12 protein-coding genes, 1 tRNA gene and 1 pseudogene are annotated in these 14,357 nt (G+C 61.3%); 10 read left to right on the top strand and 4 right to left on the bottom strand.

Annotation, left to right across the window (positions count from 1 at the left end):
* Positions 1–37: 37 nt before the first annotated feature.
* The gene (locus AB870_RS13305; protein WP_084663681.1) at positions 38–352 is read right to left on the bottom strand and encodes an MliC family protein; all 315 of its coding nucleotides are present in this window, start codon (positions 350–352) and stop codon (positions 38–40) included.
* A gap of 103 nt (positions 353–455) precedes the next feature.
* Positions 456–2,126, bottom strand: a complete 1,671-nt coding sequence (locus AB870_RS13300) for an electron transfer flavoprotein-ubiquinone oxidoreductase (protein WP_047905079.1) — start codon at positions 2,124–2,126, stop codon at positions 456–458.
* Positions 2,127–2,304: 178 nt separating this feature from the next.
* Here AB870_RS13300 and AB870_RS13295 point away from each other — a divergent pair, with 178 nt between their 5' ends.
* From AB870_RS13295 to AB870_RS13285, 3 genes and pseudogenes are all read left to right on the top strand, one after another.
* Entirely contained in the window at positions 2,305–3,081 is a 777-nt protein-coding gene (locus AB870_RS13295; RefSeq protein WP_047905078.1) for an SDR family oxidoreductase, read from the top strand.
* Between the two features lie 191 nt (positions 3,082–3,272).
* Positions 3,273–4,336: pseudogene (locus AB870_RS13290) on the top strand (DctP family TRAP transporter solute-binding subunit).
* A gap of 242 nt (positions 4,337–4,578) precedes the next feature.
* Complete coding sequence (locus tag AB870_RS13285) at positions 4,579–4,968, top strand: acyl-CoA thioesterase (RefSeq protein ID WP_084664159.1); 390 nt, start codon at positions 4,579–4,581, stop codon at positions 4,966–4,968.
* A 66-nt stretch (positions 4,969–5,034) separates the two neighbouring features.
* Here AB870_RS13285 and AB870_RS13280 read toward each other — a convergent pair whose 3' ends face one another.
* Positions 5,035–5,580, bottom strand: a complete 546-nt coding sequence (locus tag AB870_RS13280; protein WP_047905076.1) for a PAS and helix-turn-helix domain-containing protein — start codon at positions 5,578–5,580, stop codon at positions 5,035–5,037.
* Between the two features lie 227 nt (positions 5,581–5,807).
* On the opposite strand from AB870_RS13280, the gene AB870_RS13275 reads away from it, so the two are divergent.
* Together AB870_RS13275 and AB870_RS13270 are read left to right on the top strand one after the other, a co-directional pair.
* Positions 5,808–6,506, top strand: a complete 699-nt coding sequence (locus AB870_RS13275) for a CoA transferase subunit A (protein ID WP_044456157.1) — start codon at positions 5,808–5,810, stop codon at positions 6,504–6,506.
* A gap of 23 nt (positions 6,507–6,529) precedes the next feature.
* Positions 6,530–7,168 carry a CoA transferase subunit B gene (locus tag AB870_RS13270; RefSeq protein ID WP_047905075.1) on the top strand — a complete coding sequence of 213 codons (639 nt, stop codon included), beginning with the start codon at positions 6,530–6,532 and terminating at the stop codon, positions 7,166–7,168.
* Positions 7,169–7,377: 209 nt separating this feature from the next.
* Here the strand turns inward: AB870_RS13270 and AB870_RS13265 are convergent, their stop codons facing one another.
* Positions 7,378–8,169: a 3-hydroxybutyrate dehydrogenase gene (locus tag AB870_RS13265; RefSeq protein ID WP_047905074.1), complete on the bottom strand. Its 792-nt coding sequence runs from the start codon at positions 8,167–8,169 to the stop codon at positions 7,378–7,380.
* Positions 8,170–8,332: 163 nt separating this feature from the next.
* Here AB870_RS13265 and AB870_RS13260 point away from each other — a divergent pair, with 163 nt between their 5' ends.
* The 5 genes from AB870_RS13260 to thrS all read left to right on the top strand — a co-directional run bounded on the left by AB870_RS13260 (position 8,333) and on the right by thrS (position 14,315).
* The gene (locus AB870_RS13260; RefSeq protein WP_047905073.1) at positions 8,333–9,211 is read left to right on the top strand and encodes an alpha/beta fold hydrolase; all 879 of its coding nucleotides are present in this window, start codon (positions 8,333–8,335) and stop codon (positions 9,209–9,211) included.
* 66 nt (positions 9,212–9,277) lie between these two features.
* Positions 9,278–9,634, top strand: coding sequence for a RidA family protein (locus tag AB870_RS13255; RefSeq protein ID WP_044456152.1), 357 nt, complete (start codon positions 9,278–9,280; stop codon positions 9,632–9,634).
* Positions 9,635–9,681: 47 nt separating this feature from the next.
* Positions 9,682–11,952, top strand: coding sequence for a RelA/SpoT family protein (locus AB870_RS13250; RefSeq protein WP_237169938.1), 2,271 nt, complete (start codon positions 9,682–9,684; stop codon positions 11,950–11,952).
* 139 nt (positions 11,953–12,091) lie between these two features.
* Positions 12,092–12,168 (top strand) — tRNA-Val (locus AB870_RS13245).
* A 239-nt stretch (positions 12,169–12,407) separates the two neighbouring features.
* Positions 12,408–14,315, top strand: a complete 1,908-nt coding sequence (gene thrS, locus AB870_RS13240; RefSeq protein ID WP_047905071.1) for a threonine--tRNA ligase — start codon at positions 12,408–12,410, stop codon at positions 14,313–14,315.
* The last annotated feature ends 42 nt before the right edge of the window (positions 14,316–14,357 follow it).

The following is a 14,357-nucleotide window of genomic DNA, read 5'->3' as shown; positions in this document are numbered from 1 at the left end:
CATTCTGACCGCATTACTCGCGGCACTACTCACGGCATTACTCGCGGCATTGCGTAATGGGTTGCTCGTTTTTTGCAGTGTAGAGCGTGCCTTCCGGACCTTTGCTCCACCAGACGAGAGTGCGTCCGACATGTTTTTCTCCACTCGCAGCGCGCGCGGGTTTAAGCACTTCGCGCTTGCCCATCCAATAGAGGGTGACGTTGCCGCCGAGGTTCTGGTCGTCGTAGACCACCACGGCGACGTGCGTGTTATCGCACAGGTAGCTCACCGTCTTCGCCTGTGCGGCGCCGCTCGTCAACGCGACGGTGCCCGCCAGCATGGCCCCCGACAATCCAACGGAAATTTTCGTCATCGTGCCTCCTTGCCTTCGGCATTGATTCGAAATGAACCGGATTCATGATTCCGGGCGGGTTGCCCAAACAAAAACCGCCGGGCGAATCGGCGGCAGTACAGCATCACATATTCGGATAGTTCGGTCCGCCGCCACCTTCCGGCGTGACCCACACGATGTTCTGCGTCGGGTCCTTGATGTCGCAGGTTTTGCAGTGCACGCAGTTCTGCGCGTTGATCTGCAAGCGCTCCGAGTCGTCGTCGTTCTTCACGAACTCGTAGACCCCTGCCGGGCAATAACGCTGCTCGGGGCCGGCGTATTCGCTCAGGTTGATGCCGACGGGCACGCTCGCGTCCTTGAGCGTCAGGTGCGCAGGCTGATTTTCTTCGTGGTTGGTATTCGAGATGAACACCGAAGACAGACGATCGAACGTGAGCTTGCCATCGGGCTTCGGATAGACGATCGGCTGACACTGTGCGGCCGGAAGCAGGCACTCGTGGTCGGCCTTCTTGCGGTGGATCGTCCACGGCATCTTGCCGCCAAGCAACTTCTGTTCGATGCCGGTCATCAGCGTGGCGACCGTCAGCCCCTTCTTGAACCACTGCTTGAAGTTGCGGGCCTTGTTGAGTTCCTCATACAGCCATGACTGTTCGAAAGCGGCGGGGTAAGCGCTGAGTTCGTCGCGTTGACGCTCCGCGGTGAGGGCATCGAACGCCGCATCGGCGGCCATCATGCCGCTCTTGATGGCTGCGTGGCTGCCCTTGATGCGGCTCACGTTCAGAAAACCGGCTTCGCAACCGACCAACGCGCCGCCCTTGAAAACGAGCTTCGGCAGCGCGAGCAGGCCGCCTGCCGTGATGGCACGCGCGCCGTACGAAATGCGCTTGCCGCCTTCGAGGAAGTGGCGAATCGACGGATGTGTCTTGTAGCGCTGAAATTCTTCGAACGGCGACAGATAGGGGTTCCCGTAGTCCAGGCCGACGATGAAGCCGACCGCGACCTGATGGTTCGGCAGATGGTAGAGGAACGAGCCGCCGTAGGTGTTCGAGTCGAGCGGCCAACCCGCCGTGTGGATCACAAGACCTTCCTTGTGCTTGGACGGGTCGATTTCCCACAATTCCTTGATGCCCAACCCGTATGCCTGCGGATCGCGGCCTTCATCGAGGTTGAACTTGCGCATCAGCTGGCGGCCGAGGCTGCCGCGCGCGCCTTCCGAGAAGATCGTGTACTTGGCGTGCAATTCCATGCCGAGCTGGAAATTCTCGGTCGGCTCGCCATCTTTCCCGACGCCCATGTTGCCCGTTGCCACGCCCATGACGGCGCCATTCTCGTCGTACAGAACTTCAGCGGCGGGGAAGCCGGGGAAGATTTCCACGCCCAGCGCTTCGGCCTGCTGGCCGAGCCAGCGCACGACGTTGCCCAGGCTAATGACGTAGTTGCCGTGGTTCTGGAAGCAGGCGGGCAGCAGCCAGGAGGGCGTGGCGGTGGCCCCGTTCTCGCTCAGAAACAGGAACCGGTCTTCGACCACGGGGGTGTCCAGGGGGGCGCCGAGGTCTTTCCAGTTGGGGATGAGTTCGGTGAGCGCCAGCGGATCCATGACCGCACCGGAGAGGATGTGAGCGCCGATTTCCGAGCCTTTTTCCAGCACGCAAACGGAGATTTCCTTGCCTGCTTCCTGCGCGCGTTGCTTCAAACGGATAGCCGTGGACAGGCCGGCCGGACCGCCACCAACGATGACGACGTCATATTCCATCGACTCCCTCGGGCCGTACTGCTCAAGCAGCTTGGGATCCATTGATGCTCCTGTTATAAACGTTAGAATTCGTGGGTGCGGCCATTTTCCGGGAATGGGGAACACCTCGCAACCGCATATTAATAGCACGGTCGTTCGATTTGGTAGGTAGGAAGCTCTAGCGGCGGGCCTTCATGTCCCGCCGTCGTCCAATGCATGTCCGGGCACGAGGGAGAAGAAGATGGGGCGTTCGCTGAATCTGGAAGGCAAAGTCGCAATGGTCACGGGGGCGTCGAGCGGACTTGGCATGCAGTTCGCCAAGGTGCTTGCCCAGGCCGGGGCCAAGGTCGTGCTGGCCAGCCGCCGCGTGGAGCGGCTCAAGGAGCTGCGGGCGGAAATCGAATCGCAAGGCGGCGCCGCGCACGTCGTGCCCCTCGACGTCACGGATTACGACAGTATTCGCGCCGGCGTCGCCCATGCGGAGACCGAAGCCGGCGCCATCGACATTCTCATCAACAATTCCGGCGTGTCGACGCAGCAGAAGCTGGTCGACGTCACGCCGCAGGATTTCGATTACGTCGTCGATACGAACACGCGCGGCGCTTTCTTCGTTGCGCAGGAAGTCGCCAAGCGGATGATTCGCCGCAGCAAGGGCGACCCCCAACGGCAGCACCGGATCATCAACGTGGCGTCGGTCGCGGGGCAGCGCGCGATCTCCATGCTCGGCGTCTACTGCATGAGCAAGGCTGCGGTGATCCACATGACACGTTCGATGGCGCTTGAATGGGGACGCTTCAATATCAACGTGAATGCGCTGTGCCCCGGGTACATCGACACCGAAATCAATCACGACCATTGGCAGACCGAAGCCGGGCGCAAGCTGATTCAGATGCTGCCGCGTCAGCGCGTAGGCGAGCCGGGCGATCTCGATGGGCTGATTCTGCTTCTTGCTTCAGACGATTCCCGATTCATCAACGGTTCCATCATGACCATCGACGATGGTCTTGCCGTCGGTTGAGGGGACATTGGCCGCGCAGTGCAGCGAATCGTGAGGGAGATTCCCGATGGGGCAGGCTCGCTGCAACGCGGCAATCGGGGATTGTCCGAGGCAGTCAGCGCCGTGAGGGCGAGCGCATAATTTCGGGACGTATACGGGAATCGCACACGGCGTCGGGTTGACGTCGGATCCCGAATCATCTCGAGGACAACATGCGTAATCAAGGCTGGCGGGGGCTCATTGGAGTCGCGCTTGCCCTCGCCGCAATCGCGCTGCCGGTGGCCGCGCAACCTTACAAGGCCGAATACACGCTGTCGATCGTGCCCGATACGGGCACGCCGTGGGGCAAGGGGACGCAACTCTGGGCGGACATGGTGCGCGAGCGCACGCACGGGCGCATCAACATCCGGCTGCATCCGAACGCCACGCTCATGGGGGGGATCAGACGCGCGAGTTCACCGCGCTGCGCCAGGGGGTGATCGATATGGCCGTCGGGTCGACGATCAACTGGTCGTCCGCCATCCCCGAATTCAATATTTTTTCGCTGCCGTTCCTGCTGCGAGGCTATCGTTCGGTCGATGCACTTACGCAAGGCGATGTCGGGCGCGAACTGTTTCGCCGTGTCGAAGAGCAGGGCGTCGTGCCGCTGGCATGGGGCGAGAATGGCTTCAGTCAATTGAGTAATTCGCGTCGGGCGATTCGTTCGCCCGAAGACATGCGCGGATTGCGCTTCCGTGTCGTCGGATCCTTGCTGTTCAACGACATCTTTACGGCGCTGGGGGCCGTGCCGACACAGATGACGTGGGGCGAGGCGATACGTGCCTTGCGCGCGCGCAAGATCGACGGACAGGAAAATCCGGTCACGATTTTCAACAACGCGAAGCTCGACACTGCCGGGCAGCGTTACCTCACGGTCTGGGATTACGTGGCGGACCCCATCGTATTCGTGGTGAACCGGCAGGTCTGGGATAGTTGGTCGACGCAGGATCGCGATATCGTGCGCGATGCCGCGATGGAGGCCGCGCGTTTCGAAGTGACGCTTGCGCGCGAAGACTTGCTTAGTACCGGACAGGGCATGTGGGAGGACCTGGAGACGCGTGGCGTCAAGGTGACGCGGCTCACTCCGGAGCAGCGTCAGCGGTTTGTCGAGGCTACGCGTCCCGTTTATGCAAAATGGAAGACGCTCGTCGGCCGCGACCTCGTCGAGAAGGCCGAAGCCGCGGTCAAGGACGATGCGATGGCGGGCAAGACGCCAACCGCCGGCATGCGCAGGTGATCGCCGCGAAGTGCGGTGGTCGTCCGTGAGCGCGTGCGTCCGGCCACTTCGGAATTCTCCGAGGCGGCGCTCTCTCCATTCCGAAAAGACCGCCATTCGAAGCCGATTGCGATGGCGTGCCGTACGCCCATCGATTCGACGCGCTACACTTTGCTCCCATGACGCCCGCCAACTCACGGCCGGGCGCCGATTTTTATCATGGGGAATTTGCAGTGTCGTCAGAGTTCAAGGAAGTCTTTCGTATGAGCATGCCTATTCGCTGGGGCGATATGGATGCGTTCGGCCACGTCAACAACACCGTGTATTTCCGGTACATGGAGCAGGTACGTATTTCGTGGCTGGAGACACTCGATATTGCGTCGGAGGAGCGCGCAACAGGCGAAGGGCCGGTCATCGTCAACGCGAACATGACGTTCCTGCGTCAGTTGCGCTATCCGGGCGATATCGATTGCCGGATGTTCATCGGCGCACCGGGGCGTAGCAGCGTCGACACGCGCTTCGAGCTTCGTCGCGCGGACACGCCGGATATCGTGGTGGCCGAGGGCGGCGCAAAGATCGTGTGGGTGAATTACCAGGCGGAGAAGTCGGTGCCGCTGCCGGAAGTCGTCAGGACGTTGTTCGCGGCAACGTGATGCAGGGCATGAAAGCAGGCGTGCAAGCCCTGCGTCCGGCCTCGGTGAGGGTTTTGCGATGCCGGCTCAGTTGCCGAGCAATCGCTGGACGAGTTCGGTGGCAGTGCCGGCGCCGTACTTCTGCATCAGACGCGCGCGATAGATGTCGACGGTGCGCGGGCTGATCTCCAGAATCTTGCCGATCTGCTTGCTGGTCTTGCCTTGCACGAGTTGAGCCGCAATTTCGCGTTCGCGGGCCGTCAGTGCGACGGCGACGCGACGCGTCGCCGAGATGTCTTCGAAGGTCCACAGACCTGCGGCGTGCGGGTTGTTGACGTCGAGCGAACGGCCGGTGACGTGGCACCAGAACAATTCGCCGTTGGCGCGCCGCATGATGCGCTCGTCAGAATAGACACCCTGGGCGCTCATGATCGGCGGGATGCGCTCGCCGATCCGCTCGAATTCCTTGGGTGACGGGTAAAGGACCTGGAAGGACTGGCCGATGAGCGTTTCGTGGTCATAGCCGAAGATCTTCCCGAGTTGACGGTTGCAGTCCTCGATGATGCGCTGGCGTGAAATGACCAGACCGACTGGTGCGATGTGAAAGGCTGTCTGGTAGTCGAACGTCGGCATTGGGGGAATACGAATCCGGTCGGGTCACGCGCGAGTTGGCCGCGGATGACAGCCGGGCGCGCGGGGAGATATGTAATTTCACGTATTGTGCCCCATTTGTGTGGCACCGTAAGCTCTGTGGTTGCATGAGGTGTGCCGTCCCCCTCGTTTCACGGGCCGTCGCAAGCCTCGCAACGCGTGAGAGCGCGGCATAATTTCAATTCTCAACCGAGGGAAAGGGACAAACGATGAACAAGGTATACGCCAGCGCCAAGGAGGCGCTCGCCGGTGTCGTCGCAGACGGGCAAACGCTCGCCGTCGGTGGCTTCGGCCTGTGTGGCATTCCGGAGGCCCTGATCGCCGCGTTGCGCGACTCGGGCGTCAAGGGGCTTACCTGCATCAGCAACAACGCAGGCGTCGACGGTTTCGGCCTCGGTTTGCTGCTTGAGACGCGTCAGATCAAGAAGATGATCTCGTCGTATGTGGGCGAGAACAAGGAGTTCGAGCGGCAGTATCTGGCGGGCGAACTCGAACTCGAATTCACGCCGCAGGGCACGCTGGCCGAAAAGCTGCGCGCAGGCGGCGCCGGTATCCCGGCGTTCTTCACGAAGACCGGCGTTGGCACGGTCGTTGCCGAAGGCAAGGAAACGCGCGAGTTCGATGGCGAGACGTATGTCATGGAGCGCTCGCTGCGCGCCGACGTCGCCCTGGTGAAGGCCGCCAAGGCCGATCGCGCGGGGAACCTCGTGTTCAATCGCACCGCCCGCAACTTCAACCCGATGGCCGCCATGGCCGGCAAGATCACCATCGTCGAAGTCGAAGAGCTGGTCGAGACCGGTTCGATCGACCCGGACGACGTGCACCTGCCGGGGATCTTCGTTCAACGTATCGTGCTGAACGCGCATCCGGAAAAACGCATCGAACAGCGCACGGTACGTGCCAAGTAAGCGCCGAGATCAAGGAGATAACCATGGCATGGAATCGTGATGAAATGGCCGCGCGCGCGGCGCGCGAGCTGGAAGACGGCTTCTACGTGAACCTTGGCATCGGTCTGCCCACCCTGGTGGCGAACCATGTGCCGCAAGGGATGGAAGTCTGGCTGCAATCGGAAAACGGCCTGCTCGGTATCGGCCCGTTCCCGACCGAAGACGAAGTCGACGCCGACATGATCAACGCGGGCAAACAGACGGTGACGACGCTGCCCGGCTCGTCGATTTTCTCATCGGCCGATTCGTTCGCGATGATTCGCGGTGGCCACATCAATCTGGCAATTCTCGGGGCAATGCAGGTCAGCGAAAAGGGCGATCTTGCGAACTGGATGATTCCGGGCAAGATGATCAAGGGCATGGGCGGCGCAATGGATCTGGTCGCCGGTGTCGGCCGTGTGGTCGTGCTCATGGAGCATGTCGCCAAAGGTGACGCGCACAAGATTCTCAAAGCCTGCGATCTGCCGCTTACGGGCGTTGGCGTAGTCAACCGCATCATCACCGACCTCGGTGTGATCGACGTGACGCCGGACGGCCTGAAAGTCGCCGAACTGGCACCGGGCGTGACGAAGGAAGAAATTTCGCAAAAGACCGGCGCGCCGCTCGATACGAGCGCCGTCTAAGCCTGCGGGAGCGACGCAGCGTGAAATATTGCGCGCCTCGGTGTGAAATCGCGGGGCGCGCATTCGATTGCTGAAGGTTGTCGGGACCGTTGAACCCGGCCGCCGTTGGAAGTAAGAAGCTGGACGTTGGAAGTTTGGCCGATGGACGGAAAACGGGCGGGGATTTCCCCGCCCGTTTTTCTTTTCGATGCGCCGCGAAGGGCGAGGCGTTATTGCGCCACCCACCCGCCATCCATATTCCAGGCCGCACCGCGAACCTGAGCGGCGGCGTCGCTGCAAAGGAAGACCGCGAGCGCGCCCAGTTGCTCCGGCGTGACGAATTCGCCCGACGGCTGCTTTTCGCCCAGCAGCGAGCGCTTCGCCTCATCGCCCGAAAGCTTGTCCCGTGCTGCGCGATCGTCGACCTGTTTTTGTACCAGCGGCGTGAGCACGAAACCGGGACAGATGGCGTTGGCCGTCACGCCGGTCTGTGCGTTCTCCAGCGCCGTAACCTTCGTCAAGCCGACGATGCCGTGTTTGGCGGCCACGTATGCCGACTTGCCTGTCGAGCCGACAAGTCCGTGCACCGAGGCGATGTTGATGATGCGGCCCCAGTTTCGCGTGCGCATTCCGGGCAGGGCAAGTCGCGTAGTGTGGAACGCGGACGTCAGGTTGATCGCAATGATCGCGTCCCATTTGTCCGTCGGAAAATCCTGAATCTCTGCGACGTGCTGGATGCCCGCGTTATTCACCAGAATGTCCACGCCGCCGAATTCGGATTCGGCATATTGCATCATTGCCTCGATCTCGTTCGCACGACTCATATCTGCGCCGTGGTAGCCGACTTGTGCGCTCGCGTGGCCAGCCTTCGCCGCGGCGGTGACAATCGCCTGACGCGCCGTGTCTGCGTCGCCAAAGCCATTGGTAATGAGCGTCGCACCCTGTGCGGCGAGTGCCTGCGCCATGCCCAGACCGATGCCGCTGGTCGAGCCGGTCACGAGGGCGATTTTTCCTTTCAGCATTGCATGGTCTCCGTGCGGGAGAAGCGTGGGGAATGACAGCGATGTCGATGAGCGCCACGGCAAGGCGCGGCATGATGTGGCTCATGAGTGACCTCATTCTACCGTACGGTTTGCGGCAGGCGCGGTAGAATTCGGGTCTGGAAAACGATCCGATGAGTCTGCCATGCCGAGCTGCGCGCCGCGTCTGTCGAACGTTCAGTGCCTGAGTCCGTCCGGATTGCATCGGATGGCCTATACGGAGTGGGGCGACCCGCAGAACCCGCGCGTGCTGGTGTGCGTTCACGGGCTTACGCGAAGCGGGCGCGATTTTGACGTGCTGGCGAATGCGCTCGCAAACGACTACCGTGTCGTGTGTCCGGACGTCGTCGGGCGTGGGCAATCGTCATGGCTCGTTAATCCGGCCGGCTATGTCGTGCCGCAGTATGTCTCCGACATGGTGACGCTCATCGCCCGTCTCGGTGTGGCGAGCGTCGACTGGTTCGGCACGTCGATGGGGGGACTCATCGGCATGGGCCTTGCGGGGCTGCCGGATACGCCGATTCGTAGCCTGCTGCTCAACGATGTCGGACCGCGTATCGACGCACCGGCACTCGCTCGCATCGGTCAATATGTCGGCATTCCGAAGCGTTTTGCGACGATAGAGGAAGCCGCGGATTATCTCTGGTCGATCTCGTCGGGGTTCGGGCCGCATACGCGAGAGGAATGGCTGATGCTCAGCGAGCCGCTGCTCAAGGCCGATGGCGACGGCTATGTGCTGCGCTACGATCCGTCCATCGGTGCGGCGTTCGGCGCGGTGTCGTCGGAGGCGATTGCGGCCGGCGAAGCGGTGCTTTGGGCATCGCTCGCGGCATTTTCCGGACGCACGCTGATCGTGCGAGGCGAGCATTCGGATTTGCTCTCGCGCATGACACTCGAACAAATGTTGAAGCACGCGCAACAAGCGCGGGCCGTTGAAATTCCCGGCGTGGGGCACGCGCCGACGTTCGTGCATGCCGATCAGATCGAGATCGCACGCCGGTTTTTTGAGGGATACGCCGACTGACTCCCGCCCGCGCGGTGGGGCGCGTCGACCGATCCGAAGTCAGAAGAACACGAGGAGTCTTACATCATGGCAGTACAACGTTTTTACGTAGAGAAGCGCTGGTCGGATATGGCCGTGCATAACGGCACCGTTTATCTGGCGGGGCAGACCCCTGATGACCGCACGCAGGATATGGCCGGCCAGACGCGTCAGGTGCTGGCTCACATCGATCGTCTGCTGGCGGAAGCCAACAGCGACAAATCGCTGATCCTGTCGTGCCAGATTTTCATCTCCGACATGAAGTACTTCGGTGAAATGAACCAGGTATGGGACGAATGGGTGCCGGCTGGCAATGCGCCCCCGCGCGCCACGGTGCAGGCGTTGCTCGCCGACCCTGCCATGCTTGTTGAAATCGTGGTCGTGGCCGCTCAGCGCGAAAGCTGAGTCCGCGTCCCGCAACATCCGGGGCGCCGGTCGCCCCGTGTTCCGACATGAACCAACATCAAGCACCGACATCCCCTGAGGCGCCCCCGGCGCCGGGTGTGGGTGATGCTCCATTGCCCGCCACGCTCGACGACGCCCTGGCGTTCGCCGCAACACTGTGCGGCGACCACGTGCTGTCCTCCGGCGAACCGATCATGGCGCACGCGCGCGGAATGATCGCGATTCTCGACACGTTGCGTGTCGACGAGGCGACGCGTCAGGCCGCGGCGCTGTTTTCCGCCGTCGAATTCCTTTCCGATCCGCAAACCACGCTGACGCAGAAATTCGGTGCGGAAGTGGCTGCGCTCGTCGTCGACGTGCGCAAGCTGCAACGTCTTTCCGGCGCGGGCGCACGCGCTGCGCAGGCGATGCCTTCCGACGGGCGCGACCGTGACGCTTCGGCGGAGCGCAAGTCGCAGGTCGAAGGATTGCGCAAGATGCTGTTGGCGTTTGCGCAGGACATTCGTGTGGTCATGATCCGGCTGGCGTCCCGTCTGCAATCTCTGCGGTGGTATGCCGCTGAGAAGAAGGCGCCGCCGGAGGATATGCCGCACGAGGTGCTCGAAATCTATGCGCCGCTGGCGAACCGTCTCGGGATCTGGCAATTGAAGTGGGAACTCGAAGACCTCGCGTTCCGCTTTCTGGAGCCGGTCACCTACAAGCAGATCGCCAAGCTGCTCGAGGAAAAGCGGGTCGAGCGGCAGACGTTTGTCGAGCGGGCGATCCAGCGCCTTCAGGACGAACTGGCGCGCGCAGGCGTCAAGGCCGAGGTGTCGGGGCGGCCGAAGCACATTTACAGCATCTGGAAGAAGATGCGCGGCAAAGCCGTCGATTTTGCCGAGCTTTACGATGTGCGGGCGTTTCGTGTCATCGTCGAGGACATCAAGGATTGTTATACGGTGCTCGGCATCGTGCATAACCTCTGGCAGCCGATCCCCAAAGAGTTCGACGACTACATTTCGCGCCCGAAACCCAACGGTTACAAATCGCTTCACACGGTGGTGATCGGCGACGATGGACGAGCGTTCGAAGTGCAGATCCGTACGCACGAAATGCATCACTTTGCCGAATACGGCATCGCGGCGCATTGGCGTTACAAGGAGGCCGGGCAGCGAGGTTACGGCGGCGCGTTTTCGGCCAACGACGCCTACGACGAGAAGATTGCGTGGTTGCGGCAATTGCTGGCGTGGAAGGACGACGTCGCGGACACGGTCGGTGCCGACGGTGCGGTTCAGCCGTGGGAGCAGCTCAAGCGCGCGACCATCGACGATCACATCTATGTGCTCACGCCACAGGCCAGGGTGATTTCGCTGCCTCAGGGGGCGACGCCGGTCGATTTTGCGTATCACCTGCATTCCGAGTTGGGGCATCGCTGCCGTGGAGCGCGTGTGGACGGTGCGATGGTGCCGCTCAACACGCCCTTGCAGAACGGGCAGACGGTCGAGATCATCACTGTCAAGCAGGGCGGGCCGTCGCGAGACTGGCTCAATGCTCAGTTGGGGTACTTGCAGAGCCATCGGGCGCGGCAGAAGGTACGTCAATGGTTTAACGCCATCGACCTTGAAGAGACGATTGCCCACGGCCGCACGCTGATCGACAAGACACTTCAACGCGAAGGCAAGACGTCGGTCAATCTCGAAGAATTGGCAGCGCGTCTGGGTTTTCGTACGCCGGACGACCTTTACGCGTCCATCGCGAAGGACGAGTTCAGCCTGCGTCACGTCGAGCAGGCGCTGTCGGGGAACCTGCCTGGGCCGGAGCCGCGTGACGAGGACACGCTCGTCGCGAAGAAGAGTCTCGACACGAGCGTGACTCAGGGCGCCAAGAGTGGCGTGCTGGTGGTCGGCGTCGGGGCGCTGCTTACACAGTTGGCCAAATGCTGCCGTCCCGCGCCGCCTGATCCGATCGTAGGGTTTGTCACGCGAGGTAAAGGCGTGTCGATTCACCGTCAGGATTGCAGCAGCTTCCAGGCGATGAAGACGCGCGCGCCCGAGCGTGTGATCCAGACGGCATGGTCGTCCGATGTGCTTGAAGGGCGAGGCGTTGCGGCGTATCCGGTGGACATCCAGATCGAAGCGACGGATCGGCAGGGGTTGCTGCGGGACATTTCCGAAGTTTTCTCGCGGGAGAAACTCAACGTGACGGGCGTGAGCACTCAGTCGCGCGGCCCGCAGGCGTTCATGCAGTTCACCGTGGAGGTCCGTGACGGTGGACAGTTGCAGCGGGCGCTGGCGCAACTGTCCGGGGTGGCGGGCGTGGTGTCGTCGCGCCGGCGATAAATGCACCGGCGTTTTTTGGGCGACGTTCCCGCGACGCAATGACGCGCGAAAGCCTCGATCGATGCGGATTTTCGTCGGCAGGCACAATAATCGCTTGGCGATACGCCGAAACCTTGCTAGAATCTCGTTCTCTTGCAGTAGGCTCGTAGCTCAGTTGGTTAGAGCACCACCTTGACATGGTGGGGGTCGTTGGTTCGAATCCAATCGAGCCTACCAACGAAATTTAATGCATTACAAGTCCGCGAAGCCCCGCAGACACAGGCGCTGGAAAACACTCATGTTGAAGACTGCCCGAACTTTCACAGTGGTGAAGGTGCGACGTTAAGTCGAGGGTGTTTTTCGTCTGGATGCAAGGAATGAAGAGACGGCCTCGACGACAGTCGAGGCCGTTTTTTTTCGTGGTTTTCCCGCGTGGCGTGGGCCGCGTGTGACGTTTTTGCGCATGGGAGTGCGACATGATTTCGGTACGTTTGCCTGACGGTTCGCAACGCCAGTACGAGGCCCCGCTTACGGTGGCGCAAGTCGCCGGTTCGATTGGCACTGGGCTGGCCAAGGCGGCCCTCGCGGGGCGCGTGGACGGCAAGCTGGTCGATACGTCCTACCTGATCGATCGTGATGTGAGTCTCGCGATTGTCACGGACAAGGATGCCGACGGTCTGGATGTCATCCGCCACTCGACGGCGCACTTGCTGGCCTACGCCGTCAAGGAACTGTTCCCCGAGGCGCAGGTCACGATCGGTCCGGTCATCGAGAACGGCTTTTACTACGACTTCTCGTTCCACCGTGCTTTTACGCCGGAAGACCTCGAAGCCATCGAGAAGAAGATGCATGAGCTCGCCAGGAAGGATGAGCCGGTCACGCGTGAAGTGATGTCGCGCGACGACGCCGTGCGCCTGTTCATGTCGATGGGCGAGAAGTACAAGGCTGAAATCATCGAATCGATTCCCGCGACGGACGAAATCGGTCTGTACCGCGAAGGCAAGTTCGTGGATCTGTGCCGCGGCCCACATGTTCCCTCGACGGGCAAGCTCAAGGTCTTCAAGCTCATGAAGGTGGCCGGTGCCTACTGGCGCGGCGATGCGAAGAACGAGCAACTGCAACGTATCTACGGCACGGCCTGGACGAAGAAAGAAGATCAGGACGCGTATCTGCACATGCTGGAAGAGGCGGAAAAGCGCGATCACCGCAAGCTCGGCCGTGCGCTGGACTTCTTCCATATGCAGGAAGAAGCGCCGGGTCTCATCTTCTGGCACCCCAAGGGCTGGACGCTCTGGCAGCAGGTCGAGCAATACATGCGCCGCGTCTACCGTAACAACGGGTATCAGGAAGTGAAGGGCCCGCAGATTCTCGACCGCTCGCTCTGGGAAAAGTCGGGGCATTGGGAGAACTACAAGGACAACATGTTCACGACGGAGTCGGAGAATCGCGCCTACGCGCTCAAGCCGATGAACTGTCCTGGGCACGTTCTGATTTTCAACTCGTCGCTGCATAGCTATCGCGATCTGCCGCTGCGTTACGGCGAGTTCGGTCAGTGCCATCGCAATGAGCCGTCGGGAGGTTTGCACGGCCTGATGCGCGTGCGCGGTTTCACGCAGGACGACGGTCACATCTTCTGCACGGAAGACCAGATCCTCGAAGAGTGCGTGAACTACACGGCGCTGCTGCATGCCGTCTATAAGGACTTCGGCTTTACCGACATGATCTACAAGGTCGCTACGCGCCCTGAGCATCGTGTTGGGTCCGACGAAAACTGGGATAAGGCCGAATTCGCGCTGATGGAGTCGCTGCGCCGCTCGGGCTGCGAGTTCGTGATCGCCGAAGGCGACGGGGCGTTCTACGGCCCGAAGATCGAATACACGCTCAAGGATGCACTCGGCCGTCAATGGCAGTGCGGTACGATGCAGGTCGATTTTTCGATGCCCGAGCGTCTGGACGCCGAGTACGTGGCCGAAGACAACAGCCGCAAGCGCCCCGTCATGCTTCACCGTGCCATCCTTGGGTCGCTCGAACGCTTCATCGGCATTTTGATTGAGCACCATGCTGGTGCATTGCCCCTCTGGCTCGCGCCGGAGCAGGTGATCGTGATGAATGTCTCGGAAAAAACGGCCGATTACGCCCAGGAAGTGACGAAAAAGTTGAAAGAACAAGGGCTTAGGGCTCGGAGCGATTTGCGCAACGAGAAAATTAGCTATAAAATACGCGAGCACTCCTTGCAAAAAGTTCCCTATCTCGTCGTAGTAGGGGATAAAGAGCAGGAGGGGAATACGGTAGCCGTGCGTGCCCGTGGCGGCGTGGATCTGGGTGTGATGCCCGTTGACGCGCTCATCGAACGTCTCGCGCAAGAATGCGCATCGTTCCAATAACGCCTGTCGGACAGCGCGGCTAAATTTTTGACTTTTTTCGAG

The organism is Pandoraea faecigallinarum, assembly GCF_001029105.3.
GTDB lineage: Bacteria > Pseudomonadota > Gammaproteobacteria > Burkholderiales > Burkholderiaceae > Pandoraea > Pandoraea faecigallinarum.
This window is presented reverse-complemented; position numbering and strand designations above follow the sequence as displayed.

What these genes read in the sequence shown, in the direction of transcription:
- AB870_RS13280 (WP_047905076.1), bottom strand. Translation starts at nt 5,580, where the DNA reads ATGCCGACGTTCGACTACCAGACAGCCTTTCACATCGCACCAGTCGGT.
- AB870_RS13260 (WP_047905073.1), top strand. Translation starts at nt 8,333, where the DNA reads ATGCCGAGCTGCGCGCCGCGTCTGTCGAACGTTCAGTGCCTGAGTCCG.
- AB870_RS13285 (WP_084664159.1), top strand. Translation starts at nt 4,579, where the DNA reads ATGAGCATGCCTATTCGCTGGGGCGATATGGATGCGTTCGGCCACGTC.
- AB870_RS13270 (WP_047905075.1), top strand. Translation starts at nt 6,530, where the DNA reads ATGGCATGGAATCGTGATGAAATGGCCGCGCGCGCGGCGCGCGAGCTG.
- AB870_RS13275 (WP_044456157.1), top strand. Translation starts at nt 5,808, where the DNA reads ATGAACAAGGTATACGCCAGCGCCAAGGAGGCGCTCGCCGGTGTCGTC.
- AB870_RS13255 (WP_044456152.1), top strand. Translation starts at nt 9,278, where the DNA reads ATGGCAGTACAACGTTTTTACGTAGAGAAGCGCTGGTCGGATATGGCC.
- AB870_RS13305 (WP_084663681.1), bottom strand. Translation starts at nt 352, where the DNA reads ATGACGAAAATTTCCGTTGGATTGTCGGGGGCCATGCTGGCGGGCACC.
- AB870_RS13250 (WP_237169938.1), top strand. Translation starts at nt 9,682, where the DNA reads ATGAACCAACATCAAGCACCGACATCCCCTGAGGCGCCCCCGGCGCCG.
- AB870_RS13300 (WP_047905079.1), bottom strand. Translation starts at nt 2,126, where the DNA reads ATGGATCCCAAGCTGCTTGAGCAGTACGGCCCGAGGGAGTCGATGGAA.
- thrS (WP_047905071.1), top strand. Translation starts at nt 12,408, where the DNA reads ATGATTTCGGTACGTTTGCCTGACGGTTCGCAACGCCAGTACGAGGCC.
- AB870_RS13295 (WP_047905078.1), top strand. Translation starts at nt 2,305, where the DNA reads ATGGGGCGTTCGCTGAATCTGGAAGGCAAAGTCGCAATGGTCACGGGG.
- AB870_RS13265 (WP_047905074.1), bottom strand. Translation starts at nt 8,169, where the DNA reads ATGCTGAAAGGAAAAATCGCCCTCGTGACCGGCTCGACCAGCGGCATC.